General features: G+C 71.6%; 22 protein-coding genes. 7 read left to right on the top strand and 15 right to left on the bottom strand.

Annotated elements, in window-relative coordinates; translation table 11 throughout:
* Positions 1–206 precede the first annotated feature (206 nt).
* Positions 207–2,093: a ricin-type beta-trefoil lectin domain protein gene (locus ACFYYF_RS36200; protein ID WP_388782514.1), complete on the top strand. Its 1,887-nt coding sequence runs from the start codon at positions 207–209 to the stop codon at positions 2,091–2,093.
* Between the two features lie 57 nt (positions 2,094–2,150).
* Here ACFYYF_RS36200 and cimA read toward each other — a convergent pair whose 3' ends face one another.
* From cimA to ureA, 5 genes are all read right to left on the bottom strand, one after another.
* The gene (cimA, locus tag ACFYYF_RS36195) at positions 2,151–3,755 is read right to left on the bottom strand and encodes a citramalate synthase (protein WP_388782512.1); all 1,605 of its coding nucleotides are present in this window, start codon (positions 3,753–3,755) and stop codon (positions 2,151–2,153) included.
* 327 nt (positions 3,756–4,082) lie between these two features.
* The gene (locus tag ACFYYF_RS36190) at positions 4,083–4,673 is read right to left on the bottom strand and encodes a TetR/AcrR family transcriptional regulator (RefSeq protein WP_365491605.1); all 591 of its coding nucleotides are present in this window, start codon (positions 4,671–4,673) and stop codon (positions 4,083–4,085) included.
* Between the two features lie 15 nt (positions 4,674–4,688).
* A complete protein-coding gene (locus ACFYYF_RS36185; RefSeq protein WP_361692610.1) occupies positions 4,689–5,726 on the bottom strand; it encodes an agmatine deiminase family protein in 1,038 nt (345 codons plus the stop codon).
* Positions 5,727–5,752: 26 nt separating this feature from the next.
* Positions 5,753–7,462, bottom strand: coding sequence for an urease subunit alpha (locus ACFYYF_RS36180; RefSeq protein WP_388782507.1), 1,710 nt, complete (start codon positions 7,460–7,462; stop codon positions 5,753–5,755).
* Positions 7,459–8,163: an urease subunit gamma gene (gene ureA, locus ACFYYF_RS36175; protein WP_361692616.1), complete on the bottom strand. Its 705-nt coding sequence runs from the start codon at positions 8,161–8,163 to the stop codon at positions 7,459–7,461. Before ureA ends, ACFYYF_RS36180 begins: the two co-directional genes overlap by 4 nt.
* 165 nt (positions 8,164–8,328) lie before the next feature.
* Between ureA and ACFYYF_RS36170 the strand changes: the two genes are divergently transcribed.
* Positions 8,329–9,762 (top strand): cytosine permease, encoded by a 1,434-nt coding sequence (locus tag ACFYYF_RS36170; RefSeq protein ID WP_388782504.1) that lies wholly within the window; start codon positions 8,329–8,331, stop codon positions 9,760–9,762.
* On the opposite strand, the gene ACFYYF_RS36165 is transcribed toward ACFYYF_RS36170, so the two are convergent.
* The 4 genes from ACFYYF_RS36165 to ACFYYF_RS36150 all read right to left on the bottom strand — a co-directional run bounded on the left by ACFYYF_RS36165 (position 9,709) and on the right by ACFYYF_RS36150 (position 14,745).
* Positions 9,709–10,941, bottom strand: coding sequence for a KamA family radical SAM protein (locus ACFYYF_RS36165; protein ID WP_388782501.1), 1,233 nt, complete (start codon positions 10,939–10,941; stop codon positions 9,709–9,711). The two genes, ACFYYF_RS36170 and ACFYYF_RS36165, sit on opposite strands and share 54 nt — an antisense overlap.
* 146 nt (positions 10,942–11,087) lie before the next feature.
* Complete coding sequence (locus ACFYYF_RS36160; RefSeq protein WP_388782498.1) at positions 11,088–12,170, bottom strand: hypothetical protein; 1,083 nt, start codon at positions 12,168–12,170, stop codon at positions 11,088–11,090.
* 156 nt (positions 12,171–12,326) lie between these two features.
* The gene (locus ACFYYF_RS36155; protein WP_361692628.1) at positions 12,327–13,415 is read right to left on the bottom strand and encodes a branched-chain amino acid aminotransferase; all 1,089 of its coding nucleotides are present in this window, start codon (positions 13,413–13,415) and stop codon (positions 12,327–12,329) included.
* Positions 13,416–13,701: 286 nt separating this feature from the next.
* Entirely contained in the window at positions 13,702–14,745 is a 1,044-nt protein-coding gene (locus ACFYYF_RS36150; protein ID WP_388782496.1) for a 3-isopropylmalate dehydrogenase, read from the bottom strand.
* Positions 14,746–14,987: 242 nt separating this feature from the next.
* On the opposite strand from ACFYYF_RS36150, the gene ACFYYF_RS36145 reads away from it, so the two are divergent.
* Positions 14,988–16,589 (top strand): purple acid phosphatase family protein, encoded by a 1,602-nt coding sequence (locus tag ACFYYF_RS36145; RefSeq protein WP_388782494.1) that lies wholly within the window; start codon positions 14,988–14,990, stop codon positions 16,587–16,589.
* A gap of 100 nt (positions 16,590–16,689) precedes the next feature.
* On the opposite strand, the gene ACFYYF_RS36140 is transcribed toward ACFYYF_RS36145, so the two are convergent.
* Positions 16,690–16,821 (bottom strand): hypothetical protein, encoded by a 132-nt coding sequence (locus tag ACFYYF_RS36140; protein ID WP_103550476.1) that lies wholly within the window; start codon positions 16,819–16,821, stop codon positions 16,690–16,692.
* A 405-nt stretch (positions 16,822–17,226) separates the two neighbouring features.
* Between ACFYYF_RS36140 and ACFYYF_RS36135 the strand changes: the two genes are divergently transcribed.
* Together ACFYYF_RS36135 and ACFYYF_RS36130 are read left to right on the top strand one after the other, a co-directional pair.
* Positions 17,227–18,132, top strand: a complete 906-nt coding sequence (locus tag ACFYYF_RS36135) for an alpha/beta fold hydrolase (RefSeq protein ID WP_388782491.1) — start codon at positions 17,227–17,229, stop codon at positions 18,130–18,132.
* Between the two features lie 51 nt (positions 18,133–18,183).
* Entirely contained in the window at positions 18,184–18,390 is a 207-nt protein-coding gene (locus ACFYYF_RS36130) for a DUF5988 family protein (protein ID WP_388782488.1), read from the top strand.
* 108 nt (positions 18,391–18,498) lie between these two features.
* Here the strand turns inward: ACFYYF_RS36130 and pruA are convergent, their stop codons facing one another.
* The 3 genes from pruA to ACFYYF_RS36115 are packed head-to-tail and all read right to left on the bottom strand — an operon-like array spanning position 18,499 to position 21,228.
* A complete protein-coding gene (gene pruA / locus ACFYYF_RS36125; protein WP_361692644.1) occupies positions 18,499–20,130 on the bottom strand; it encodes an L-glutamate gamma-semialdehyde dehydrogenase in 1,632 nt (543 codons plus the stop codon).
* 39 nt (positions 20,131–20,169) lie between these two features.
* Entirely contained in the window at positions 20,170–20,298 is a 129-nt protein-coding gene (locus ACFYYF_RS36120; protein WP_361692647.1) for a hypothetical protein, read from the bottom strand.
* A gap of 3 nt (positions 20,299–20,301) precedes the next feature.
* On the bottom strand, positions 20,302–21,228 hold the full coding sequence (locus tag ACFYYF_RS36115) for a proline dehydrogenase family protein (protein ID WP_355761564.1): 927 nt from the start codon (positions 21,226–21,228) through the stop codon (positions 20,302–20,304).
* Positions 21,229–21,392: 164 nt separating this feature from the next.
* Here ACFYYF_RS36115 and ACFYYF_RS36110 point away from each other — a divergent pair, with 164 nt between their 5' ends.
* Positions 21,393–22,691: a PucR family transcriptional regulator gene (locus ACFYYF_RS36110; protein ID WP_388782484.1), complete on the top strand. Its 1,299-nt coding sequence runs from the start codon at positions 21,393–21,395 to the stop codon at positions 22,689–22,691.
* Here the strand turns inward: ACFYYF_RS36110 and ACFYYF_RS36105 are convergent.
* Entirely contained in the window at positions 22,688–24,136 is a 1,449-nt protein-coding gene (locus tag ACFYYF_RS36105) for a PLP-dependent aminotransferase family protein (protein WP_388782481.1), read from the bottom strand. The two genes, ACFYYF_RS36110 and ACFYYF_RS36105, sit on opposite strands and share 4 nt — an antisense overlap.
* Before the next feature lie 506 nt (positions 24,137–24,642).
* On the opposite strand from ACFYYF_RS36105, the gene ACFYYF_RS36100 reads away from it, so the two are divergent.
* On the top strand, positions 24,643–25,728 hold the full coding sequence (locus tag ACFYYF_RS36100; RefSeq protein ID WP_388782536.1) for an MFS transporter: 1,086 nt from the start codon (positions 24,643–24,645) through the stop codon (positions 25,726–25,728).
* A 10-nt stretch (positions 25,729–25,738) separates the two neighbouring features.
* Here the strand turns inward: ACFYYF_RS36100 and ACFYYF_RS36095 are convergent, their stop codons facing one another.
* Positions 25,739–26,326: a TetR/AcrR family transcriptional regulator gene (locus tag ACFYYF_RS36095; protein ID WP_361692656.1), complete on the bottom strand. Its 588-nt coding sequence runs from the start codon at positions 26,324–26,326 to the stop codon at positions 25,739–25,741.
* Between the last annotated feature and the right edge of the window lie 42 nt (positions 26,327–26,368).

The following is a 26,368-nucleotide window of genomic DNA, read 5'->3' as shown; positions in this document are numbered from 1 at the left end:
ACGACTTAGATCACGGCGTGAGTTAACTGGTGACCCGGCAACCCGTCAAGACTTCACGTCAGAACCGGTACACACCCAAGTCCCGTCTGGATCAGGGCAGTTGTTCCTTCAAAATCTGAACGCACAACCCCTTGACGCGGCTTCGCAGCCGTCATTTACTCACGCCTCGCACGCCTCCTCCCCCACCTCCAGAAGGGCGGCGCTCCATGAGGAGTTCCACCAGGAGTTCCAGCAGGAGATCCACCCGGGCGGCCCGGCTGATCGTCGCCGGGCTGCTCGCCACCGCCGGATTCACCGCGGCCGCGCCCGCGCACGCCGCGGGCGAACAGGTCACCGCCTATCTCACGACGACGGACGACGACGGCGGACGCCATGTCGTCCGCGGCCTCCAGGCACAGGCGCCCTTCGCCTTCCAGTCCGGCAGCGGCGGCGGCGGCGAGAACATCACCATCGACGAGAACACGCGCTACCAGACCTTCACCGGCGGCGGCGCGTCCTTCACGGACACCGCGGCGTGGCTGATGAACAGCAGCGGCGCGCTCTCGCAGAGCACCCGTGACGCGACGATGCGCAAGCTCTTCTCCCCGACGGACGGGATCGGGCTGTCCTTCCTGCGCAACCCCATGGGCGCCTCCGACCTGGCCCGGTTCGGCTACAGCTACGACGACGTGCCGGCCGGGCAGAGCGATCCGAACCTGACGCAGTTCTCCATCGCGCACGACCTCGCCGACGTGGTCCCGCTGACGAAACAGGCACTCCAGCTCAACCCCTCCCTGACCGTCATGGCCTCGCCGTGGACGGCACCGGCCTGGATGAAGGACAGCGGGTCGCTGAACGGCGGCTGGCTGAAGGCGGAGGACTACGGCGCGTACGCCTCGTACTTCGTGAAGTACCTCCAGGCCTACCGCGACCAGGGCGTCCCGGTCTCTTACGTCACCGCCCAGAACGAGCCGACCTGCTGCTCCGGCTATCCCTCGATGAGCTGGAACGCCTCGGGCCTCGCCTACTTCACCAAGAGCGAGCTGCTGCCCAAGCTCCAGCAGGCCGGGCTGTCCACCAAGGTGCTCGCCCACGACTGGAACTGGGACGTGTACGACTCCTACGCCGCCCAGACCGTCGACGACGCGGCGGTCCGCTCGCACCCGAACTTCGGCGGGATCGCCTGGCACGGGTACGGCGGTGACGTCGCCAAGCAGACGGGCGTGCACAACCAGTACCCGGGTCTCGACGCCTTCGGGACCGAGCACTCCGGCGGCACCTGGATCGCCGACCAGCAGCGCGAGGACATGCTCAACATCGTCGACTACACCCGCAACTGGGCGAAGTCGGTGACCAAGTGGTCCCTCGCCGTGGACCAGAACAAGGGGCCGCACAACGGGGGCTGCGGCACCTGCACCGGGCTGATCACCGTGCACAACGGGGACGGCGCGAGCGGGACCGTCGACTACACGGTCGAGTACTACACGATGGGGCACCTGACGAAGTTCGTCCGGACCGGGGCGCAGCGGATCGCCTCCACGGCGTCGTCGGCCGTCCCGAACGTCGCCTGGCGCAACCCGGACGGCGGCAAGGCGCTGATCGCCTACAACGACGGTTCGGCCGCCAGGACGGTCACGATCAACTGGGGCTCCCAGCACGCCACCTACTCGCTGCCGGGCAAGACCTCGGCGACCTTCACGTGGTCCGGCACCCCCTCGGGCGGCGGCGGCCGCTCGGGCGCGTTCGTCGGTCTGGCCGGCAAGTGCCTCGACGTGGCGGGCGCGTCGAGCGCCAACGGCACGGCGGTGCAGCTCTACGACTGCAACGGCACCGCCGCGCAGACCTGGACCGTGGGGACCGACGGTTCGGTGCGCGCGCTCGGCAAGTGCCTCGACGTCACCTCGGGGTCGGTCTCCGACGGCGCCAAGGTCCAGCTCTACGACTGCAACGGCTCCGGCGCCCAGCAGTGGTCGTACAACGCGTCGACGGGTGACGTGGTCAACGCCGGGGCGAACAAGTGCCTCGACGTGACGGACAACTCGTCGGCGAACGGGGCACGGGCGCAGATCTGGTCGTGCACGGGGGCCGCCAACCAGAAGTGGCAGCTGCGGTAGCGCGGTCCGTGTCCCGTCCCCGCCGGGGACGGGACACGGGCTCCCGCCGGGTGCCCGCTACAGGGCGGGTTCCACCCCGGCCCGCAGCAGACCGTAGGTGTAGGCGTCCTCCAGGGCCTGCCAGGACGCGGCGATGACGTTGTCCGCGACGCCGACCGTGGACCACTCCCCCGTGCCGTCGGAGGTGGAGATGAGGACCCGGGTGGTGGAGGACGTGCCGTGCTTGCCCTCCAGGATGCGGACCTTGTAGTCGACCAGCTCCAGCTTGGCGAGCTGCGGGTAGAGCGTCTCCAGGGCCACGCGCAGGGCGCGGTCCAGGGCGTTGACCGGGCCGTTGCCCTCGGCGGTGGCGACGATGCGCTCGCCCTTGGCGAAGAGCTTGACCGTGGCCTCGTTGGCGTGGCTGCCGTCGGGGCGGTCCTCGACGATGGCCCGCCAGGACTCGACCTCGAAGTAGGAGCGCTTGCGGCCCTCGGCCTCCTCGCGGAGCAGGAGCTCGAAGGACGCGTCGGCGGCCTCGTACGTGTAGCCCTGGAGCTCGCGTTCCTTGACGCGCTCGACGACCCGGCCGATCAGTTCGCGGTCGCCGCCGAGGTCGACACCCAGCTCCTTGCCCTTGAGCTCGATGGAGGCGCGGCCGGCCATGTCGGAGACGAGCATCCGCATGGTGTTGCCGACCTGCTCGGGGTCGATGTGCTGGTACAGGTCCGGGTCGACCTTGATCGCGGAGGCGTGCAGGCCCGCCTTGTGCGCGAAGGCGGAGACACCGACGTAGGGCTGGTGGGTGGAGGGGGTGAGGTTGACGACCTCGGCGATCGCGTGGGAGATCCGCGTCATCTCCCGCAGCGCGCCCTCGGGGAGCACCTTCTTGCCGTACTTGAGCTCCAGGGCCGCCACCACGGGGAACAGGTTGGAGTTGCCGACCCGCTCGCCGTAGCCGTTCGCCGTGCACTGCACGTGCGTGGCGCCCGCGTCGACCGCCGCCAGCGTATTGGCGACCGCGCAGCCCGTGTCGTCCTGGGCGTGGATGCCGAGCCGCGCGCCGGTGTCCGCCAGCACGGTGGAGACCACGGCCTGCACCTGCGCCGGGAGCATCCCGCCGTTGGTGTCGCACAGCACCACCACGTCGGCTCCGGCCTCGTGCGCGGCCCGGACCACGGACTTCGCGTAGGCGGGGTTCGCCCGGTAGCCGTCGAAGAAGTGCTCGCAGTCCACGAACACCCGCCTGCCCTGCGCCACCAGGTGGGAGACGGTGTCGCGGACCATCTCCAGGTTCTCCTCCAGCGTGGTGCGCAGCGCCAGCTCCACGTGTCGGTCGTGGGACTTGGCGACCAGCGTGATCACCGGGGCACCCGAGTCCAGGAGTGCCTTGACCTGGGGGTCCTGCGAGGCCTTGCCGCCGGCCCTGCGGGTCGCTCCGAAGGCCACGAGCTTCGCGTGCCGGAAGTCGATCTCCTGGGCGGCGCGGGCGAAGAACTCGGTGTCGCGGGGGTTGGCGCCGGGCCAGCCGCCCTCGATGAAACCCACCCCGAAGTCGTCCAGGTGCCGCGCGATGGCCAGCTTGTCCGCCACGGTGAGGTTGATGCCCTCGCGCTGCGCGCCGTCGCGCAGCGTCGTGTCGAAGACGTGGAAGGAATCGTCGACTTCGCTGGTTTCCGTCATGGTCTCAAGGCTCCTGTATTGAAACTCGGTCTACCGGAATGACCGGCTCCACCGTCCCCCAATGATCCCTCGCGCTGCGCTCCCGGCTGAAGGTGGGCCAGAAATGCGAAAAACCCCTCGCGGGTGCGAGAGGTCTGCGCGCGGGTCGAGGACGACGGTGTCCGCCCGTACCTGGTCGTACGTGGCGGTCACTGCGGACCGGCGCGCCTGCTGCCAATAATCATGGCGAACGAGAGCACGGGGGCAGTCTGGCACATGCCGCCCCCGCGATCACACGGTGTCTCAGGATACGAACACTGGGCTACATGATCGGTGGACGGCGACCGCTCAGCCCAGCGCTTCGTCCAGGAACTCCCGCACGTGGGACAGGACCTGCTCACGGCTGGTGCCGCGCAGGCCGATCGCCACATGGATGGAGAAGCCGTCCAGCAGCGCGCGCAGCCGGGCGCCGAAGCGGTCCGCGTCGAGGGGGCGGAACTCGCCGCGCGAGACGCCCTCGGCGAGCAGCGCGACCAGATCCCGGTGCCAGGCGCCCTCGATGGCGGCCTGGCGGTCGCGGGCGTCGTCGTCCGCGTTCTGGGAGTGGTTCCAGACCTCCAGCCACAGGGTCCAGTGCGGGTCCCGGTGGCCGTCGGGGACGTACAGGTCGACGTAGGCGTCCAGCCGTTCGCGGGCGGTCCCGCGCGCGGCGAGCAGCCGGCCGCGCTCGGCGCCGAGGCGGCCCTCGCTCCACTCCAGGGTGCGCAGCAGCAGCTCGTCCTTGGAGCGGAAGTAGTAGAGGAGGTGGCCGCTGCTCATGCCGACCTCACGGCCGAGCGCCGCCATGGTGAGTTTCTCCAGACCGCGCTCGGCGATCATCTCCATGGCGGCGGCGAGGACCTCCTCGCGCGGTGGCGCGTTCTTCCGCGCACCGGCCATCCGTGACTCCCGTTGTCAGACCTTCGGCTGCTGCTGGGTGATGCAGTGGATGCCACCACCGCCCGCGAAGATCGTACGTGCGTCCACCAGGGTCACGGTCCGCTCGGGGAAGAGCCGGCGGAAGATGCCCGCGGCGGTCTCGTCGCGCGGGTCGTCGAAGCCGCACAGGACGACGCCGTCGTTGCAGAGGTAGTGGTTGATGTACGAGTAGTCCGCCCAGTGGCCGTCGGCCTCCAGGACGGTGGGGGCGGGGACCTCGACGACCTCTATGGCGCGGCCGCGCGCGTCGGTCTGGGCCCTCAGCAGCCCGATGACCTCCTTGCTGACCTCGTGGTCGGGGTGTGCGGGGTCCTGCTGGGAGTGGGCGACGATCACGCCGGGCCGGGCGAAGGCGGCGACGATGTCGACGTGGCCGAGGGTGCCGAAGCCGAACGGGGGGTAGTCGCCGGTCAGGCCGCGCGGCAGCCAGATGGCCTTCTCGGTGCCGAGCTGGGCGTGGATCTCCGCCTCGACCTGCTCGCGGCTCCAGCCGGGATTGCGCTCGGGGCCGAGCTGCACGGTCTCGGTGAGCAGCACGGTGCCCTCGCCGTCGACGTGGATCGCGCCGCCCTCGTTGACCAGCCGGGAGGCGTACGTCTTCGCGCCGGCCAGTTCGGCGACCTGGGCGCCGATCTTGGAGTCGTGCTCCCAGCGGGCCCAGTCCTGGGCGCCCCAGCCGTTGAACGTCCAGTCCACGGCGGCGAGTTCACCGTTTCCGTTGGTGAGGAAGGTGGGGCCGATGTCGCGCATCCAGGCGTCGTCGAGTTCCCGCTCGACGGTGTCGATGCCGGGACCGAGGAGTTCGGCGGCCGGTCCCGACTGGCCCGGACCGCACACGACGGTGACGGGTTCGAAGCGGCGGACCGTCCGGGCCACCTCCGCCCAGGCGGCACGGGAGGCGGCGAGGTCCTCGGGGTTGTCGAAGGTGGGGTTGGGGCCCGGCCACGCCATCCAGGTGCGCTCGTGCGGGGTCCACTCGGCGGGCATGCGGAAGCCGTCGGCGGCAGCAGACATGGGGTGTTCCTTACGGGCTGTGTGCATCAGAGGAAGTACAGGCGGTTGAGGGAGACCGAGTCGGCGGGCTCGGAGCGCAGCGGCTCGCCGTCGAGGGTGACGAGCCCGGTGCGCCCGTCCACGTCGACCGCTCCGGTACGGGAGTTGAGGCGCAGGTCGGCGGGGCCGATGCCGCGGGTGCCGCGGACCGCCACGCGGCGGCGGCGGGTGGGCATGGTGTCGTTGCCCTGGTCGAGCGCGGCCTGGGCGACGAAGGCCACGGAGATCTCGGCGGGCGTCGCACCGTGCGCCCCGAACTGCGGCCCGAGGACGAGGGGTTCGCAGGTGTCGGTGGCGGCGTTCGGGTCGCCGACGACGCCGTAGGCGGGGAAGCCCGACTTCAGGACGAGCTGCGGTTTGGCGCCGAAGTACTCGGGGCGCCACAGCACGATGTCGGCGAGCTTGCCGGTCTCGATGGAGCCGACCTCGTGGGCGAGGCCGTGCGCGATGGCGGGGTTGATGGTCAGTTTGGCCATGTAGCGCAGGACGCGTTCATTGTCGTGGTCCTCGGGGGCGCCGAACTGGGCCTTCATCTTGCCGGCCATGGCGAAGGTGCGGCGGACGGTCTCGCCGGCGCGGCCCATGCCCTGCGCGTCCGAGGAGGTGATGCCGATGGCGCCCAGGTCGTGCAGGACGTCCTCGGCGCCCATGGTCCCGGCGCGGATGCGGTCACGCGCCATGGCGGCGTCGCCGGGCAGGTCGGTCTTCAGGTCGTGGACGGAGACGATCATGCCGTAGTGCTCGGCGACGGCGTCCCGGCCGAAGGGCAGGGTCGGGTTGGTGGAGGACCCGATGACGTTCGGGACGCCGGCCATCTTCAGGACGTTCGGGACGTGGCCGCCGCCACAGCCCTCGATGTGGAAGGCGTGGATGGTGCGGCCTTCGAGCACCCTGAGGGTGTCCTCGACCGACAGGCACTCGTTCAGCCCGTCGCTGTGCAGGGCCACTTGGACGTCGTGGTCCTCGGCGACCCGCAGGGCCGTGTCCAGGGCGCGGGTGTGCGCGCCCATGTCCTCGTGCACCTTGAAGCCGCTGGCCCCGCCCTCGGCCAGCGCCTCGACGAGGGGGGCGTCGTGGGAGGACGAACCCCGGCCCAGGAAGCCGATGTTGACCGGCCAGGCGTCGAAGGCGCTGAACGCGTGGCGCAGCGCCCAGGGCGAGTTGACGCCTACGCCCCACACCGGGCCGAACTCCTGGCCGATGACCGTGGTGACGCCGGAGGCCAGCGAGGCCTCCATGATGCGCGGCGACAGCAGGTGGACATGGGTGTCGACGGCTCCTGCGGTGGCGATCAGGCCCTCGCCGGAGACGATGGACGTGCCGGTGCCGACCACGACGTCGACGCCGTCGAGGGTGTCGGGGTTGCCGGCCCGCCCGATCGAGCAGATCCGGCCCTCGCGGATGCCGATGGACACCTTGCGGATGCCCTGGACCGCGTCGATCACCACGACGTTGCTGATGACGACGTCGCAGGTCTCCCGGACGGCGGCGGCCTTGAGGTGCAGCCCGTCGCGGGCGGTCTTGCCGAATCCGGCGAGGAACTCGTCGCCCGGGAGCTGGGCGTCGGACTCGACGCGGATCGTCAGCCCCGAGTCGCCGAGCCGGACCCGGTCGCCGGCGCGGGGGCCGTGGGTGGCGGCGTACTCGTAGGGGGTGAGGCGGCGCGCCTCGGCGGGGTGTCCTCCGGGGCGGCTCATCGCCCGGCCTCCTTCTCGCGGGTGTCCGGTACGCCGAGGTAGCCGCAGGCGGCGGCGCGGCGCAGGGCCTCTTCCCTGGCCCCGGGCGCGTCCAGAGGTCCGTCGACCAGTCCGGCGAAGCCGATGGCGACGCGCGCTCCGCCGATGGGCAGGAGCCCCACCTCGGCGCTCTCCCCCGGCCCGAAGCGGACGGAGGATCCGGCGGGTACGGCCAGCCGCATGCCGTAGGCGGCGGGCCGGTCGAAGTCGAGCCGGGGGTTGGCCTCGAAGAAGTGGAAGTGGGAGGTGACGGAGACGGGGACCGTGGCCGTGTTCGTCACGGACAGGTGGACGACGGCCTCGGGTTCGGCGTGCTCGGGGCCCGGCAGCAGCGCGCCCGGGGCCTGGTTTCCGAGTCCGCCCCCGATGGGGTCGCTCACCACCGCGAGGCGCGAGCCGTCGTCGAAGACGGCCTCGACGTGCACCTCGGTCACGATGTCGGCGACGCCGGGCAGGACGTCCTCCGGGCCGAGGACGGACCGGGCGGCCTCGACGGCCTCGGCCAGCCGGCCGCCGTCGCGGGCGACCTCGCAGACGGTGTCCGCGATCAGCGCGGTGGCCTCGGGCACGTTCAGCCTGAGGCCGCGCGCCCGGCGGGCCCGGGCCAGCTCCGCGGCCGAGAACAGCAGCAGTCGGTCACGTTCCGTGGGGGTCAGTCTCACGCCGCGACACCTCCTCGCCTTCCTCCATTTAGAGCATCACTCTAAACGTCGGATTCATGGAAGGGAAACATTGACGGACAAGCATCGGAGACGCCACATTGAGCGTCGCTCTAACTCGTGGTGCCGCATCGCACCACGCCAGGCGGCCGTCAAAGGAGACCAGCCATGCCGATCGAACAGCGCGGAGTCGACACGATCCCGGAAGCGGAACGCACCAGCGGGCCGCGCGACCTCGTGTCGATCCTGCTCGGTTCCAACCTCTGCCTCGGGGTGATCATCTTCGGCTGGCTGCCGCCGTCGTTCGGGCTCGACTGGTGGTCCTCCGTGAGCTCGATCGTGGCAGGCACGGTCGTCGGGACCGCGCTCACCGCGCCGCTGGCCCTGGTCTCGCTGCGGACCGGCACCAACCTCTCCACCTCCTCCGGCGCGCAGTTCGGCGTCCGCGGACGGCTGGTCGGCTCGGTCGTCGGCCTGCTGCTCGCCCTCGGCTACACCGCGCTGACCGTGTGGATCGGCGGCGACGTGATGATCGGCGTCCTCGGCCGCCTCTTCGGCCTCCCCGCGAACGGGCTCTCGTACGCCGTCGTGTACACGGTGCTCGCCGCCGCCACCGTCGCGGGCGCCGTCTACGGCTACCGCGTGCTGCTCGCCATGTCCCGCGCCCTCGCGATCGGCATGTCGGCCCTGCTGGCGGTCGGCGTGATCGCGTACGCCCCGCACTTCACCACCGCGGCGCTCCCCGAGGCCGGCGGCTATCTGCTCGGCTCGTTCTGGCCCACCTGGCTGCTCGCCGCCGTCGCGGCCGGTCTGTCGGGCCCGATCGCGTTCATCACGCTGCTCGGCGACTACACCCGCTACATCTCGCCCGAGCGCCACTCCTCCCGCACGGTCCTGCACGGCACCTGGCTCGGCCTGATCGCCGGTCTCCTCGTGCCCCAGCTCTTCGGCACCTTCACCGCGTACGGGGCCCGCGCGGCCCTCGACTACGCGGGACCGCTCGTCTCCGCGTCCCCCACCTGGTACCTGATCCCGCTGCTGCTGGCCGCCTCCGCCGGCTCGGTGGGCAACGCCGGTCTGATGCTCTACTCCATGGGCCTCGACCTCGACGCGATCCTGCCCCGCGCCTCGCGCGCCCGCGCCACCTGCGCGGTCGCCGTCGTCGCCATGCTCTGCGTGCTGGTCGGCCACTACGCCTGGAACGCCCAGTCCGCGATGACGTCCTTCGTCCTGCTGCTGACCGCGATCGGCACCCCGTGGGCGGTCATCACCCTGATCGGCTTCGTCCGCTGCCGCGGGATCTACGACGCCGACGCCCTCCAGGTCTTCAACCGCCGCTCGCGCGGCGGCGTCTACTGGTACCGGGCCGGCTGGAACGTCCAGGCCACGGCGGCCTGGGCGCTGGGCGCCGTCGTCGGCCTCCTGGCCGTGTCCCTGCCGTCGTACGAGGGCCCGCTGCTGTCCCTGACGGGCGGGGTGGACTGCAGCTTCATCCTGTCGGGCCTGGTCGGCGGGCTCACCTACCTGGCCCTGACGGCGGCCTCCACCTCACCCGGCGTCGAGCCCGGGCAGGAACCGGTCCGCGCCGAAAGCAGGCTTTAGGTCGCTCCACCACGTCGCCTGCTCGTCGTACGCGGCGAAGAACGGCCGCCCCACCAGGTCCGGATCGCGGGCCTGGATGAGGTGCAGCACGAAGACCTCCTCACCCGCCACCTCCGCCGTCCCGTCCACGCAGACCTTGCCCGGCATCGCCGACATCACCGGGCCCCGCACGGTCCGCGCCAGGCCGGACACCCGGGCGTAGGCGTCGCGGAAGATCTCGTGGCAGCGGGCCAGCGGCACCCCGAAGTAGCCCTGCGGGCCGGTGTCCCGCTCGACGAACTGGTAGTAGGGCACCGCCCCCAGCGCGGTCGTCTCGTTCCACAGTTCGGCCCACGCCTCGGCGCTGTCGTTGATCCCCCTCACCAGGGGACCCTGGCAGCGGATCACGGCCCCCGTGTCGCGCACCCGGCGCATCGCCGCCCGCACGGCCGGGGGCCGCAGCTCCTGGGGATGCGTGAAGTGGGCCATCAGAGCGAGGTTGCGGCCGCTCGCCACCACCCTCTCCAGCAGCCTCAGCAGGTCGTCGGCGTCCCGGTCGGTGAGGAAACGGTACGGCCAGAAGGCGAGCGACTTGGTCCCGATGCGGATCGAGCGGACCGTGTCGATCTCCAGGAGCGGTTCGACGTACCGGCGCAGCACGTCGGTGCTCATCACCAGCGGATCGCCGCCCGTGATCAGGGCGCTGGTGACCTCCGGGTGGGCCCGCAGATAGGCGGACGTGGCGGCGACGTCGTCGGTGGCGATCCGCAGGTCCGACTCGCCGACGAACTGGGGCCAGCGGAAGCAGTACGTGCAGTAGGCGTGGCAGGTCTGGCCCTGGCGCGGGAAGATCAGCACCGTCTCCGGGTACTTGTGCTGGAGACCGGTGAGGCGACGCCCCTCGTGGACGGGGACGTTGGCATCGAGCTGGCCCGAGGGATGCGGGTTGAGCCTCATCCGGATCTCGTGGGCCGCGCGCAGCACGTCCGCCTTCGGAGCCTCCTGGGAGAGCAGGTCGGCCATCTGCTGGAGATCGGGCCCGGGCAGCATCCCGGCCTGGGGGAACGTCAGCCGGAAGATCGGGTCGTCGGGCACGGCCGACCAGTCGATCAGCTCGTCGACCACGTAACTGTTCGTGCGGAACGGCAGGACGGCCGCCACGGCCCGCAGGGCGAGCCGTTCGGCCGGTGCCAGGGACACGCGCCCGAGCAGGCCGTCCAGGTCACGCGGAGTGAAGGCACGAAAGCGGGGGCTCGTGTCCAGGGAGCCTGTGCCGGCGGACGGAGCCGGGTGGAGCGCTGAGCACATGGGTGACCGGGGCCTCTGTTCCGTTATGCCGCACGCCGCTATTCCGTGACGAGAGCCTGCGGCCGCAGTTCGACGAACGCTGTCACGGTCGCGCTCGCGCTCGCATCGTACTTCTCCGCGAAGTGCTGGATGAGTAAGGCGTGCAGCTCGCTTTCGTCGTCGACCACGACGAGTTCGTGTGCGCCGGGGGCGCTCAAGGCCTCGCTGTGCGCCGACAGTTGGTCCAGCCGGTGGCGCGCCATGTACGACACGAGGTCGTGACCCGCGACGTACAGGGTGTCGTCCGCGTAGACGAACCGGCAGCTGAACGCCCTGCGGCCGTCGGTCGCGTCGACCAGGGTCACCGGCAGGTGGGTGAACCGGTCCATGGGCATGCTCTGCTGCCACAGTTCGTCGAACCGCTGCTCGACGAACGTGCCGAGCGGGGAACGGACGGCCACTTCGAGCTGGACGCCTTCGCCGGAGAGGCGGCCGACGGTGAGGAAGGAGACGAGGGAGCGGTCGTCCCAGCGGTAGAGGGTCACACCGGGGGACGTGGAGCACAGGCGCACTTCGAGGAGGTGACGGCAGTCCTCGTCGAGCCGCTGCGCGAAGCGGTCCAGGGTTTGCAGGTTGCGCATGATGTCGCGGCGGATGTCGGCGCTCCGCTCGCCCAGTTCACGGCCGCGCAGGATGACCGCCAGGGAGTCCGGGTCCAGGAGCAGGATCTGGACGCGGGCGCCGTGCGCGGTGGCCGCCTTCACGCCGCGGAACAGCCGCTCGGAGAACTGCGGGCCGAAGACGCTGGAGAAGGTGTCGAGGACCTTGACGTTCGAGGTGGCGCCGTAGACCTGGGCGCTGAACCATTCGTAGTCCAGCCGGGTGTGCTCGCGGACCCGGCCCTCCTGGGCGCGGCTGATCAGCGGGCCGATCACGAAGACGGTGACGACGACACCGACGATGTCGGTGCCGAGGTTGAGGGTGAGGTTCTCCCCGTAGTTGTCCATCCGCCGGCTGCTCCAGAGCAGCAGGGCCGCGACGGCGGCGAGGAGGCCGAGGACGGTGAGGCTCTGCGGACGGCGCGGGGTGCGCAGGGTGCGCAGCAGCCAGCTCGGCCGTGACAGCGGCGACCTTGCCCTCACCTGTGCTCCCTCCGTGGCCGTGCGGGCGCACCGGAGGACACGCTCCCCCTGTGGACTGAGTGGATACCCGTGTCGCCGGGGCGCTACGCGTCGCGCCAACAGCCGGTCCCCGTAACCCTGTTGGGAAGACGGGGACCGGACGCAGGTGCGGGGGGATCAGGCCAGTGGGTGCATCCAGCCGTGGGTGTCCTCGGTGATGCCGCGCTGGATGTCGAGCAGGGCCTCGCGGAGGCGGAGGGTGACCTTGCCGGGCTCGCCGCCGGACTGACGCCACTCGGTGGTGGCGCGCTTGACCGTGCCGACGGGGGTGATGACGGCGGCGGTGCCGCAGGCGAAGACCTCGGTGAGGGTGCCGTTCTCGGCGTCGGTCTGCCACTGGTCGATGGAGACGCGGCCCTCCTCGGCGGTGTAGCCGAGGTCGCGGGCGACGGTCAGCAGGGAGTCGCGGGTCACGCCCTCCAGGATGGAGCCGGTCAGGGACGGGGTGACGATCCTGTCGCCGTACACGAAGTACAGGTTCATGCCGCCGAGTTCCTCGATCCACTTGTGCTCGACCGCGTCGAGGTAGCAGACCTGGTCGCAGCCCTTGGTGGCGGCCTCCTTCTGGGCGAGGAGCGAGGCGGCGTAGTTGCCGCCCGTCTTCGCGTCGCCCATGCCGCCGGGGACGGCGCGGACGCGGTCCTCGGAGAGCCAGATCGACACCGGCTTCACGCCGCCCGCGAAGTAGGCGCCGGCGGGCGAGGCGATGACGAGGAAGAGGTACTCGTTGGCGGGCTTCACACCGAGACCGACCTCGGTCGCGATCATGAACGGACGCAGGTAGAGGGACTCCTCGCCGCCGTGCGCGGGAACCCAGTCGCGGTCCTGGCGGACGAGGGCGTCACAGGCCTCGATGAAGGTCTCGACGGGAAGCTCGGGCATGCCGAGCCGGCGCGCGGAGGCCTGGAAGCGCTTGGCGTTCTTGTCGGGACGGAACGTCGCGACGGAGCCGTCGGGCCGGCGGTAGGCCTTGAGACCCTCGAAGATCTCCTGCGCGTAGTGCAGGGTCATGTTCGCCGGGTCGAGGGAGAGCGGTCCGTAGGGGACGAGCTGGCCGTCGTGCCAGCCGCGGCCCTCGGTCCACTTGATCGTCACCATGTGATCGGTGAAGTGGCGGCCGAACCCGGGGTTGGCCAGAATCGCCTCGCGCTCGGCGGCGGCGAGCGGACTGGCGGAGGGCTTGAGCTCGATCGTGGGCTGCGTCATGAGTGGTTTTGTCCTTCACCGGTTGTATGTGACGGGCCGCGCTCACACCCGAACCGTCCGTGGCCAGTGCTAGGACGTCCGAGCATTCCCTCGTTCCGCGGCTCCGCCTCGATTATCGCGCGCGGAGGTCCGTGGACGAAACGATGTGAAAACGGCCCGGGGAATGCCCCGGGATCGCCCCGGGGATGACCCAGGGGTCGATGGTGGCACCCGGCGAGGGCACGCGAAAGCCGCCGGGTGCGGATGCGACCCGGCGGCTGCTACGGAACGTAGGCGGTGCGGCGGGTCAGCCGGCTACTCGCAGGGCGAGCGCGTCGCCGATCTCCTCGGTGCTGCGGGCGGGCTTGCCGACGCGCTCGGCGAGGTCCGCGGAGACGGCCTCCTCGATCCGGGCGGCCTCGCCCTCGTAGCCGAGGTGGCGCAGGAGCAGGGCGACGGACAGCACGGTGGCGCTGGGGTCGGCCTTGCCCTGGCCCGCGATGTCGGGGGCCGAGCCGTGCACGGGCTCGAACATCGAGGGGAACTCGCCGGTGGGGTTGATGTTGCCGGAGGCGGCGACACCGATGCCGCCGGAGACGGCCGCGGCCAGGTCGGTGATGATGTCGCCGAAGAGGTTGTCGGTGACGATCACGTCGAAGCGCTCGGGCTGCGTGACGAGGAAGATCGTCGCCGCGTCCACGTGGAGGTAGTCGGTGGTGACCTCGGGGAACTCCGCGGCCACCTTGTTGAAGATGTTCGTCCACAGGTGGCCCGCGAAGGTCAGCACGTTGTTCTTGTGGACCAGCGTGAGCTTCTTGCGCGGACGGGCCTGGGCGCGGGCGAAGGCGTCACGGACGACGCGCTCGACACCGAAGGCCGTGTTGACGGAGACCTCGGTGGCGACCTCGTGCTCGGTGCCCTTGCGGATGGTGCCGCCGTTGCCGGTGTACGGGCCCTCGGTGCCCTCACGGACCACGACGAAGTCGATCTCGGGCTGACCGGCGAGCGGGGTCGCGACACCGGGCAGGAGCTTCGACGGACGCAGGTTGACGTGGTGGTCGAAGGCGAAGCGGAGCTTGAGCAGGAAGCCGCGCTCCAGGACACCGGACGGGACCGAGGGGTCGCCGATCGCGCCGAGCAGGATGGCGTCGTGCCCCTTCAGGGCGTCGAGGTCGGCGTCGGTGAGGGTCTCACCGGTGGCGTGGTAGCGCCGGGCGCCGAAGTCGAACTCCCTGGTCTCCAGCTTCACGTCCTGCGGGAGGACGGCGGAGAGGACTTTGAGCCCCTGGGCCACGACTTCCTGGCCGATGCCGTCACCGGGGATCACTGCGAGATCGATGCTGCGAGACATGACGGCACCGTACTCCTTGTCCCATGGAATGACACGCGACGTCCGGCATACGGACGGACGAGTGTCGCCGCACGTCCGCTTCCGGCACGGGCGGCGGCGTGGCGCGCTCGCCCTTCGGCACCGGCGGAGGCGCGGCACGCCCCGCACCGCGACCCGGGCCGGAGGCGCAGCACGTCTACGCTTCGACACACGTTCACCCGTATGTAGGAACGCCGTTGGCGCAGGCTGGGAACTTCTCCGACATGACCGCTCCCTCCACGGGGACCTCCCCCGAGTCCCCCGTCCCCGACGTCGGCATCCCGTACGAGCTCGCACGCGGCATGAGCATGGCGGAGCAGTACGAGTACCTGAGGACGAGGCTCACGCGGCGCCGGGCCCTGGTCGCGGCGAGCGCCTTCGCGGGCGGCGGGCTGCTGGCCGGCTGCGCCCAGGGCACCGGGGCGCCCGCCCGGGCGGCGTCCGGCTCGTCACCGAGCCCGGCGACCAGCAGGGTCCCCGGCTCCGCCGTCACGCCGTTCGGCCGCCATCTCGCCTTCGGCGCGGACCCGAAGACCCAGATGCGGATCTCCTGGCAGGTGCCGTTCGCGGTGCGCAAGCCCTACATCCGGGTGGGTTCGACGCCCTGGGGCCTGAGCCGCCGGATCGAGGCCGAGGTCCGCCATCTGCACACCCCGGGCCTCAGCGGGCAGCGCGCCGCCCTGGACCAGTACTACCTGCACGCGGCGCTCGACGGGCTGCGCCCGGGGAAGACGTACTACTACGGGGTCGGCCACGAGGGCTTCGACCCGGCGAGCAGGGAACGGCACGCCACGATCGGCCGGTTCCGCACGGCGCCGGCGCACCCCGAGACGTTCGTGTTCACCGCCTTCGGCGACCAGGGCGTCACCCCCGACGCGCTCGCCAACGACAAGGTGCTCCTGGGCCGCGGTCCCGCCTTCCATCTGCACGCGGGCGACATCTGCTACGCGGACGGGATCGGGCTGGGCCAGAAGTCGGACGTCTACGACCCGGCCGCCTGGGACCTGTTCCTCAAGCAGACCGAGACGGTCGCGAAGACCGTGCCGTGGATGGTGACGACCGGCAACCACGACATGGAGGCCTGGTACTCGCCGAACGGCTACGGCGGTCAGTCGGCGCGCTGGGCGCTCCCCTCCAACGGCTTCGACCCCCGCAACGCGCCGGGCGCCTACTCCTTCGTGTACGGCAACGTCGGCGTCGTCGCGCTGGACGCCAACGACGTGTCGTACGAGATCCCCGCCAACAAGGGCTACTCGGACGGCCGGCAGACCGCCTGGCTGGACAGGCGGCTCGGGGAGCTGCGGGGGCAGGTCGACTTCGTGGTCGTCTTCTTCCACCACTGCGCCTACTCGACGTCGACGCACGCCTCGGACGGCGGGGTGCGCGACGCCTGGGTGCCGCTGTTCGCCAAGCACCAGGTGGACCTGGTGATCAACGGACACAACCACGTGTACGAGCGCACCGACGCCATCAAGGGCGGCACGGTGGGCAGGCAGGTGCCGGTGGGCGCCTCGACCGATCCGACCCGGGACGGGATCGTGTACGTGACGGCGGGCGGCGCGGGCAAGAGCCTCTACGGCTTCCCCATCGGGGTGAAGGACAGTTACGAGGGCAAGGTCACGCGGCGCGAGTCCGTGAAGACCTTCCACTGGACGAAGTCGAAGCAGAAGAAGGCGGACACCGTGGAGTGGTCCAGGGTGCGGTACACCGGCTTCTCCTTCCTCTCGGTGGAGGCGCAGGCGGGCCCCTCGCCGCGGCTCACGGTGTCGGCGCTCGCGCAGAGCGGCGAGCGGATCGACCACTTCGTGGTGCGGCGCGGAAACTGACGGCGCGACGGCCCGGATCGGCACGTCGAGGTGCGGCACGGGGCGGGACCCCGTGCCGCACCTCTGCGGGTGCGGCTCCCGGTCGTGCGGGCGGCGGGCCTCAGTGGCCCGTCGCGCCGCCGTTGTCCCGGCGGTCGAGGGCGCGCTGGAGCGCGGCGGCAGCGTTCTTGCGGTCGGACTCGCTGCTCGTGCGGGAGAGGTGACGGACTCGGCGGACGGTCGTCTCGGCCATGATGAATCGACTCCTTGCCTCCGGCGGGCACCCACAGGGGCGGCCGGAAGTGCGATGAGGGATTTACGAGACGCCGGAAGGGGCGGGGAGCGGTGCCGCAGGGGTTGCCTGCCAAGGGCTCCGGCTCACGACCGCCATTCGCTTGGTCGAGCGAGACGTTCGGCTTCTTCCAAGCTAGGCGAGGACCGGGCATCTGTCTCCACAATTACTCGGACTTCCTACTATCTGAGACGGCGGGTTGCGTCACACCGCTCCGGCCTGCGGCGACGGCCCGCGCGGCACGACGGGAGACCGGCGCCGCAACCCTCCCTGTCTAACCCCCAAAAACATCTTGACCGGTTAGGTGCGATCGTGCTGAACTGATCTCACCACCAAAGATGCTTTCAGGGGTTAGGGGATTCGATCATGCGCAGCCACCCGGTCCACCACCGCACCGCCACCGTCGCCGGCCACCGCATCGCCTACCGCGAGGCGGGTCCCGCGGACGCTCCCGCCCTGCTCCTGCTGCACGGCTTCCCGTCCAGCTCGCACATGTTCCGGGACCTGCTGCCGCTGCTCGCCGACCGCTACCACCTGATCGCCCCCGACCACCTCGGCTTCGGCCGCTCGGACGCCCCGGCGGCCGGGGCCTTCCCGTACTCCTTCGACCGGCTGGCCGAGATCACCGGGGAGTTCACCGAGCAGCTCGGCCTCAAGGAGTACGCGCTCTACATCCAGGACTACGGCGCCCCGATCGGCCTGCGCCTCGCCCTCGCGCACCCCGAACGGGTGACCGCGATCATCACGCAGAACGGCAACGCCTACGAGGAGGGGCTGGGCGCGGACGCCTGGGCGCCGGTGCTGGCGCTGATCGCGGAGCGCACCCCCGGGACGGAGGCGCCGGTCCGGGCGATCAGCAGCCCGGACGGGATCCGGTGGCAGTACCTGACCGGCGTCCAGGACCCGACCCTGGTGAGCCCCGACGCGTACGAGCACGACGCGGCCCTGATGGCCCGTCCCGGCCAGTCGGAGATCCAGCTCGACCTGATCTCCGACTACGGCTCCAACTTCGCGCTCTATCCGGCGTTCCAGGAGTACTTCCGCACCAGCCGGGTCCCGCTGCTCGCGGTCTGGGGCGCGGGCGACGAGATCTTCGTCCCGGAGGGCGCCCTCGCCTTCCGCCGCGACCTGCCGGACGCCGAGATCCATCTGCTGCCGACGGGGCACTTCGCCCTGGAGACGCACGCGGCGCAGATCGCGGCCCTCGTGCGGGACTTCCTCGGCCGCAGGGCGACGGCCGACGGCCGGGACGCGCATCACCCGCACGACTGATCCTGGGCGCCGCATGCCGCATCGGGCTCCGGCAGCGGGAACGGTGACAGCATGAACGAGTCGACGAAAGCACTGCTCGAGGGCGGCCCGGACGACCTGCCCGAACGGATCGTCCCCGCCCCGGCCCCCGGATCGGACGTGAAGATCGAGCTGCGTGGCGGATACGAACACTTCAGGGCGACCCCACGGCACGCGGACTCCCCGGAGGGACGGCTGCCCGTGTACGAGTGGTGGGAGCGGACGGAGCTGCCCGGATAGCGCCGCGCCATGGAAACCGCCCCCGCTCCACGGACGGGGGAGACCGTGGGGCGGGGGCGGAGTGGGTGACGGGCGGCCGGCCCGTGGGCCGGCGGCCGCGTTCGGCTGTCAGCCCATGTGCGGGTAGCCGTAGTCGGTCGGCGGGACCAGCGTCTCCTTGATGGCGCGGGTCAGCGTCCAGCGCATCAGGTTCTGCGGGGCGCCCGCCTTGTCGTTGGTGCCGGAGGCACGGCCGCCGCCGAAGGGCTGCTGGCCGACGACGGCGCCGGTCGACTTGTCGTTGATGTAGAAGTTGCCCGCCGCGTAGCGGAGCTTGTCCATCGTGTACGCGGCCGCCGCGCGGTCGCCCGAGATGACCGCGCCGGTGAGCGCGTAGTCGGACGCCGACTCCATCTGGGTCAGCATCTCGTCGTACTTGTCGTCCTCGTAGACGTGCACGGCGAGGAAGGGGCCGAAGTACTCGGTCGTGAAGACCTCGTTCTCCGGGTCCGAGCACTCGACGACGGTCGGGCGCACGAAGTAGCCGACGGAGTCGTCGTACGTGCCGCCAGCGACGATCGTGCAGGTCGGGTCGGCCTTCGCGCGGTCGATGGCCGCCTTGTTCTTGGCGAAGGACCGCTCGTCGATGACCGCGCCGATGAAGTTCGACAGGTCGGTGACGTCACCCATGGTCAGGTAGTCGACCTCGGCCGCGAACTCCTCCTTGAAACCGGAGTTCCAGATGGAGGCCGGGATGTAGGCGCGGGAGCTCGCCGAGCACTTCTGGCCCTGGTACTCGAAGGAACCGCGGGTCAGGGCGGTCTTGAGGACCGCGCGGTCCGCCGACGGGTGGGCGACCACGAAGTCCTTGCCGCCGGTCTCGCCGACCAGACGCGGGTAGGAGCGGTACTTCTCGATGTTGTTGCCGACCGTCTTCCACAGGTACTGGAAGGTCTTGGTCGAGCCGGTGAAGTGGATGCCGGCGAGGTCGCGGTGCTCCAGGGCGACCTTGGAGACCTCGATGCCGTCACCGGTGACGAGGTTGATGACGCCCTTGGGCAGGCCCGCCTCCTCCAGGAGCTGCATCAGCAGCACGGCGGCGTGGGTCTGCGTCGGGGACGGCTTCCACACGACGACGTTGCCCATGAGCGCCGGAGCGGTGGGCAGGTTGCCCGCGATCGCCGTGAAGTTGAAGGGCGTGATCGCGTAGACGAAGCCCTCCAGCGGGCGGTGGTCCATGCGGTTCCACACACCCGGGGAGTTCGCCGGCGGCTGCTCGGCGAGGATCTGGCGGGCGTAGTGGACGTTGAAGCGCCAGAAGTCGACGAGCTCGCAGGGGGTGTCGATCTCGGCCTGCTGGGCGGTCTTCGACTGGCCGAGCATGGTGGAGGCGGCCAGCGTCTCGCGCCAGGGACCGGCCAGCAGCTCGGCGGCGCGCAGGATGATCGCCGCGCGGTCGTCGAAGGACATCGCGCGCCAGGCCGGGGCCGCGGCGAGGGCCGCGTCCACCGCGTCCTGCGCGTCCTGCTGCGTGGCGTTGGCGTAGGTGCCGATGCGCGCCTTGTGGTTGTGCGGCTGCACGACGTCGAAACGCTCGCCGCCGCCCATCCGCTTCTCGCCGCCGATGGTCATCGGCAGGTCGATCGGGTTCTCGGCCAGCTCCTTGAGCTTGACCTCCAGGCGGGCACGCTCGGGCGAGCCGGGGGCGTAGCCGTGCACCGGCTCGTTGACGGGGGTGGGGACCTGGGTCACAGCGTCCATTTTTTCCGTAACTCCTTGAGTCGAGCGGGTGGTTCGGTCTCAGCCCTTGGTCAGGATCGAGCGGGCGAAGAAGAGCAGGTTGGCCGGCTTCTCCGCGAGGCGCCGCATGCTGCGCCTTCCCGGGGGACAACCCCCGGACCCCCGGCCGATGGTCTGTGTGGGGGTCATCTGTCAGCCCTTGGTCAGGATCGAGCGGGCGAAGAAGAGCAGGTTGGCCGGCTTCTCCGCGAGGCGCCGCATGAAGTAGCCGTACCAGTCGGTGCCGTAGGCGGTGTAGACGCGCATGCGGTGGCCCTCGGCGGCGAGCCGCACGTGCTCGTCGCTGCGGATGCCGTACAGCATCTGGAACTCGTACTCGTCCAGTTTGCGCCCGGCGGTCCGCGCGAGCTCCTGCGCGATCGAGATGAGGCGGGGGTCGTGGGACCCGATCATCGGGTAGCCCTCGCCCTCCATCAGGATCTTCAGGATGCGGACGTACGCCTTGTCGGTCTCCGCCTTCTGCTGGTACGCGACCTCGGCGGGCTCCTTGTAGGCGCCCTTCACCAGACGGACGCGGCTGCCGCTCTCGGCGAGGCGGCGGGCGTCGGCCTCGGTGCGGAACAGGTAGGCCTGGATCACACAGCCGGTCTGCGGGAAGTCCTTCCGCAGCTCCTCGTGGATCGCGAACATCGAGTCGAGGGTGGTGTGGTCCTCGGCGTCCAGCGTGACGGTGGTGCCGATGGCGGCGGCGGCCTCGACGACCGGACGGACGTTGGCCAGGGCCAGCTCGTGACCGCCCTCCAGGGCCTGTCCGAACATCGAGAGCTTGACCGACATCTCGGCCTTGGTGCCGAGGCCGAGCTCCTTGAGGCGGCCGATCAGCTCCAGGTACGCGTCACGGGCGGCGTACGACTGCTCGGGGGTCGTGATGTCCTCGCCGACGACGTCCATCGTGACTTCCAGGCCCTTGCCCGTGAGGTCCTTGATGATCGGGACGACCTGGTCGACGGTCTCACCGGGGATGAAGCGGTCGACGACCGGCTTGGTCACCGGGGCGGCCGAGATCAGACGGCGCATCTTGTCGCTGCGCGAGGCGGCGAGAATCACGGGACCCAGCACGGGGCACCTCCACAACGAAGTCAGCAGGAGGCCGAATCCCGACGATTCGGGTACGGCACGGAGAACCACCGTGAAACCTAGGGATCTCTCCGATCCTGGGCCATCGACAGCTGTCACGCATCCCTGGCCCAGATCTCAGACATATGTATGAAGGGCTCGCGGAAATGCGCGAGAATACCGGGGTGAGCGGTGAACACAGAGGCGACTACCAGGAGCTGGTCGACGAGATCTCGGCGCTCCTCGGGGTCCCGGCGACGCTGGAGAACCGCGATTTCGAGCTGATCGCCTTCGGCGCGTACGACAGTGAGGGCGACCTCGACCCGTCCGCCCTCGACCCCGTGCGCACCCGCTCGATCCTCACCCGGCGGTCCACCACCGCGGTCCGCACCTGGTTCGAGGGCTTCGGCATCACCCGCGCGACCGGGCCCGTCCGCATCCCGCCGACCCCCGAGGCCGGGGTCTACCGGGGGCGGATCTGTCTGCCGGTACGGCACCGGGGTGTGGTCCTCGGCTATGTCTGGCTGCTCGACGACGACCCGGGTCCCACGGACGCCCAGCTCGCCGGGGCCATGCAGGTGGCCTCCCGCATCGGCGCGCTGCTCGCGGACGAGGCGCAGGCCGGCGCGGACCTCACCCGGGAGCTGCGGGCCGTGCTGACCGCCGAGCGCGGCTGGCAGCGGGACATGGCGGTGGCGGAGCTGCGCACGGCGCTCGGCCCGCGCGGCGAGGGTCTGCACACGGTGGTGTGCGTGGCGCCGTGGCCGTCGGCCGACCCGGACGACGCCCCGTCCGCCCGTACGGTGCCGGGCGCGACCGCGCTGTGCACGATCCCTTGGGGCGCCACCGGCCAGAGCCTGGCCCTGCTGATCCGGCTGCGGTCGCCGGACGTCCTGACCCCGGCGCTGACGGCGGCCGGCCGGTTCGTACGGGAGGCCGCGGACGCCCGGGGCAAGGCCGCCGCCCCCGGCACCGCACCGGGTACGGGCTCCGCGGGCGGTGGTACGGGCGCCCCCTCCCCCGGCGGCGGTCCCAAAGGGGCCTCCCCCGGCGGGACGGTGGCCGCCGGGGTCGCCGGGGCCCGGGAAGGGCTCGGGGAGCTGGGGGCCTCCTGGCGTGAGGCGGCGGCGGCCGCGCGTGCGGTGCTGGCCGAGCCGCGGCTCGGTCCCGTCGCCGAGTGGGCTGCGATCGGCCCCTTCAGACTCCTCACCGCCCTGCCGCCGGAGGTGGCCCACGACCCCGCCGTGAGCGCCCTGTTGGGCACCGCCCACCGCGAACTCGCCCGTACGGCCGAGGTGTTCCTGGACCGGGCGGGCCAGGCCGGTCGCACGGCGGCCGAGTTGGGCATCCACCGGCAGACGCTGTACTACCGCCTGTCCCGCGTGGAGCAGCTCACCGGCCTGGACCTGGACGACGGCGAGGACCGGCTGCTGCTGCACATGGCGCTGAAGGGCGCGCGGCTCTAGCGGAAGCCCCGGCGGGTGCCCGGCCCGGCCGGCGGGCGGGCCTGGCCGGTCAGCAGGTCTGCGACGGCCGCCACTCCCTCGGTGATCGCGCGCTCCCCCACGTCGCCGAAGCCGAGGACCAGACGGGCCGGGGCCGTCGCCCCGTCCGAGCGGCACGCGCTCATGCCGTACAGGCCGACGGAGCGTTCCCGGGCCGCGGCGACGACGGACCGCTCGTCGGCGTCCGGCGCCAGGTGCAGGACCGCGTGGAAGCCGGCGGCCAGCCCGGTGAGCCTGACCTCGGGAGCGTGCGCGGCCAGCGCGTCGACCAGTGCGGTGCGGCGGGCCGCGTAGAGCGTGCGCATCCGGCGCAGATGTCGGTCGTGACGCCCCGACTCGATCAGCCTGGCCAGGGCGAGCTGGTCGAGGGTCGGGGAACCCCGGTCGGCGAGACGCTTGGCCTCGGTCACCGGGGCGGCGAGCGCGGGCGGGCAGAGGATCCAGCCGATGCGCAGCGCCGGGGCGAGCGACTTGCTGACGGTGCCGATCGACACGACCCGGTCCGCCGCCAGCCCCTGGAGGGCGCCCACCGGTTCCCGGTCGTAGCGGAACTCTGCGTCGTAGTCGTCCTCGATGACGTACGCGTCCCGGCGCATGGCCCACTCGATCAGGGCGATCCGCCGTCGCGGGGCGAGGACGACGCCGGTGGGCCACTGGTGGGCCGGGGTGACGACGACGGCGCGGGCCCCGCTCGCGTCGAGCGCGCGGACGTCGACTCCGTCCTCGTCGACCGGGACGGGCACGGCCTTCAGCCCCGCGGCGCCGGCGGCGGCCGACGCGGTGGCGGGGCCGCCGGGATCCTCGTACGCCACCTCACGCACACCGGCGAGCGCGAGGGCGCGCAGCGTGAGTCCGAGCCCCTGCGCGTAGCCGGAGCAGACGACGATCCGTTCGGGATCGGCCGCGGCCGCGCGCACCCGGCGCAGATATCCGGCCACGACCTCGCGCAGCACCGAACTCCCGCGCGGATCGCCGTAGTCGAGATCCGAGGTCGGCATCGCGCGGGCCGCCTCGCGGGTGGCCCAGAGCCAGTCGGCGATCGGGAAGCTTCCCAAGTCCGGTACGCCGTGCCGGAAATCGGCGATCAGGCGCGGAGCGGTCCGGCCCGGGGAGGCGGGCGCGGGCGGCACGTGCGCTCCCGGGGCGACCCGGGTGGCGGAGCCGGTCCGGGTCATCAGGTAGCCCTCGGCCTGGAGTTGGGCGTAGCAGTCCTGGACGAGGCCGCGCGACAGGCCGAGTTCGCGGGCGAGTCCGCGGGAGGAGGGGAGCCGTTCTCCGGCGCCGAGCCGGCCCGTGCGGATCGCGTCGCGCAGCTGCCGTTCGAGCTGGGCACGCAGCTGTTCGCCGCTGTCCCGGTCGACGGACAGCAGCAGCTCGGGCGACAGACCGGCCCACTGCGGAGGCATGGAATTGGAGCTTACCGGCGGTCCGGCCGGAACCTAGCGTCGTTCCCATGACGCCTTCCCCGATACGACGGACCTCCCGGCCGGCCACACGGACGCCGATCCCGGCATCCCCGGCGGACCCGATCGCGTCCCCGGTCCCGGACCGCGCGCCCGGCACGCCGGCGACGGAGGCGGCGGACCCGACGTGCCCGGCGTGTCCGACGGACCTGGCGCGCCCGGCGGACCCGACGGACCCGACGGACCCGACGCACCTGGCGGACTCGGCCCCGCTCCCGGGCCGCACCCCTGGCGCGACACCGCCCGGCCCGGCACCACGGGCGGTTCCGCCCCCGGACCGGGCGCCCGCGGCGCCGGTGACGGACCCGGCGTCCCCTGCGGACCCGGCCACCGCTCAGGCGGCCGGTACGGCCTCGCCCGCCACCCCGGCGGCCGGGGCGGCGGCGGGCCCGGCCGCGCCCGGACGGCCACCCCTGCTCACCCGGCCCCTGATGCTCCGCTTCGTGAGCATGATCGGGGCGTCGGTGAGCTTCTTCCTGCTGCTGTCGGTCGTCCCCGCCTACGCCACGGCGTCGGGGGCGGGCCCGGCCACCGGTGCGCTGATGCTGGCCACCGTCCTCGGTGAACTGGCGGGCCCCCGCCTGGTGGCGCGCTACGGGCACCGGGCCGCGCTGGCCGCCGGCCTCGTGCTGCTCGGGGCTCCGGCGCTCGTCCTGACCCTCTCGCACTCCCTGGCCTGGATCGTGCTGGTCTGCCTGGTCCGCGGCCTCGGCTTCGCCCTGACGCTGGTGGCCGGCGGCGCGCTGACCGCCTCGCTGATCCCGGCCGGGCGGCGCGGCGAGGGGCTCGCGCTGGTGGGTGTGGTCTCGGGCGTGCCGTCACTGATCGCCCTGCCGCTCGGCGTGTGGCTGGCCGGGCACGTGGGGTTCACCCCGGTCGCCCTGGCCGCGGGCGTCGCCGCGCTCGCCGCCGTGGCGTCGGTGCCGGCGCTCCCCGGCCGGGAGCGGGAGCCGGAGAAGCCCGTGGGGATGGTGGCTGCGCTGCGCACCGGAGAGCTGGCCCGGCCCGCGGCCGTCTTCGCGACCACGGCCCTGGCGACCGGGATCGTCGTCACCTTCCTGCCGCTGGCGGTCCCCGCCGCGGTCTCCGGGGTCGTCGCTGCGGCCCTGTTCGTGCAGCCCGCCGCGTCGACCGCGGCCCGGTGGGCGGCGGGCCGGTACGGCGACCGGCACGGACCCGCGGTGCTGGTGGTGCCGGGCCTGCTGCTGTCGGCCGCCGGCATGCTGATCACCGCGTTCACCGGAAGCGCGGTCGCGGTCCTGGCCGGGGTGGCCGTCCTCGGAGCCGGTTTCGGCATCGCCCAGAACGCGACGCTGAGCCTGATGTACGCACGGGTCCCCGCCTCGGGCTACGGCACGGTCAGCGCGCTGTGGAACCTCGCCTACGACGGCGGCATGGGCGTCGGCGCGCTCGGCTTCGGCGTCCTGGCGGCACCGGCGGGATACGCGGCGGCCCTCGCCGTCACGGGCGCGCTGATGCCGGTGGCGCTGATCCCGGCCCTCCGGGACCTGCGCGCCCCGGCACCCCGAAGGTGAACGAGAGCGGTCACTCCGTCTCGCGGACCCCCGCGATCACCCGTCGCAGCCCCTCGGTCAGGTCCTTCGCGTCGGTGGCCGACTCCGGGTCGAAGAGCCACTGCACGCTGAGACCGTTGAGCAGGACCTGGTAGAAGCCGCCGAGCGACCGCATCGTGGCGTCGTCGACGTCGGCCTCCGATCCGCCGGCCAGCATCGGGACGAGCCCGCGGCGCCCCTCGTCCGATGCCTTCGCCAGGTGTTCGCGGACCGTGGGGAGCCGGTCGGAGTTGGTGATCACCTCGAAGGTGAGCATCCAGATGGGCCGGTCCTGGACGAAGGAGCGGGTGATGCTCTCCCATGCCTCCTGGAAACGCTCCAGGGAGCCGGGCGCGCTCGCCGTGTCCGTCATCGCGAACGCGCCGAACGTGTCACCCACGTTGGCGATGAGATCCACGTAGGCCGTGGCGAGCAGCGCGTCCTTCGATCCGTAGTGGTAGCCGATGGACGCCAGGTTCGTACCCGACTCCTTGACGATGTCGCGCGCCGTGGTGCGCACGAACCCCTTCTCCAGCAGGCAGCGCTTGGCGCCTTCGAGCAGATCCTCACGGTGTCCCATGCCGGCCACCCTACCCCGATTCAGACAACCGTCCCATACGCC

The sequence above is a fragment of the Streptomyces sp. NPDC001914 genome (assembly GCF_042891215.1).
GTDB lineage: Bacteria > Actinomycetota > Actinomycetes > Streptomycetales > Streptomycetaceae > Streptomyces.
Note: the sequence above shows the minus strand (reverse complement) of the source record. Positions and strands in the feature narration are given on the sequence as shown.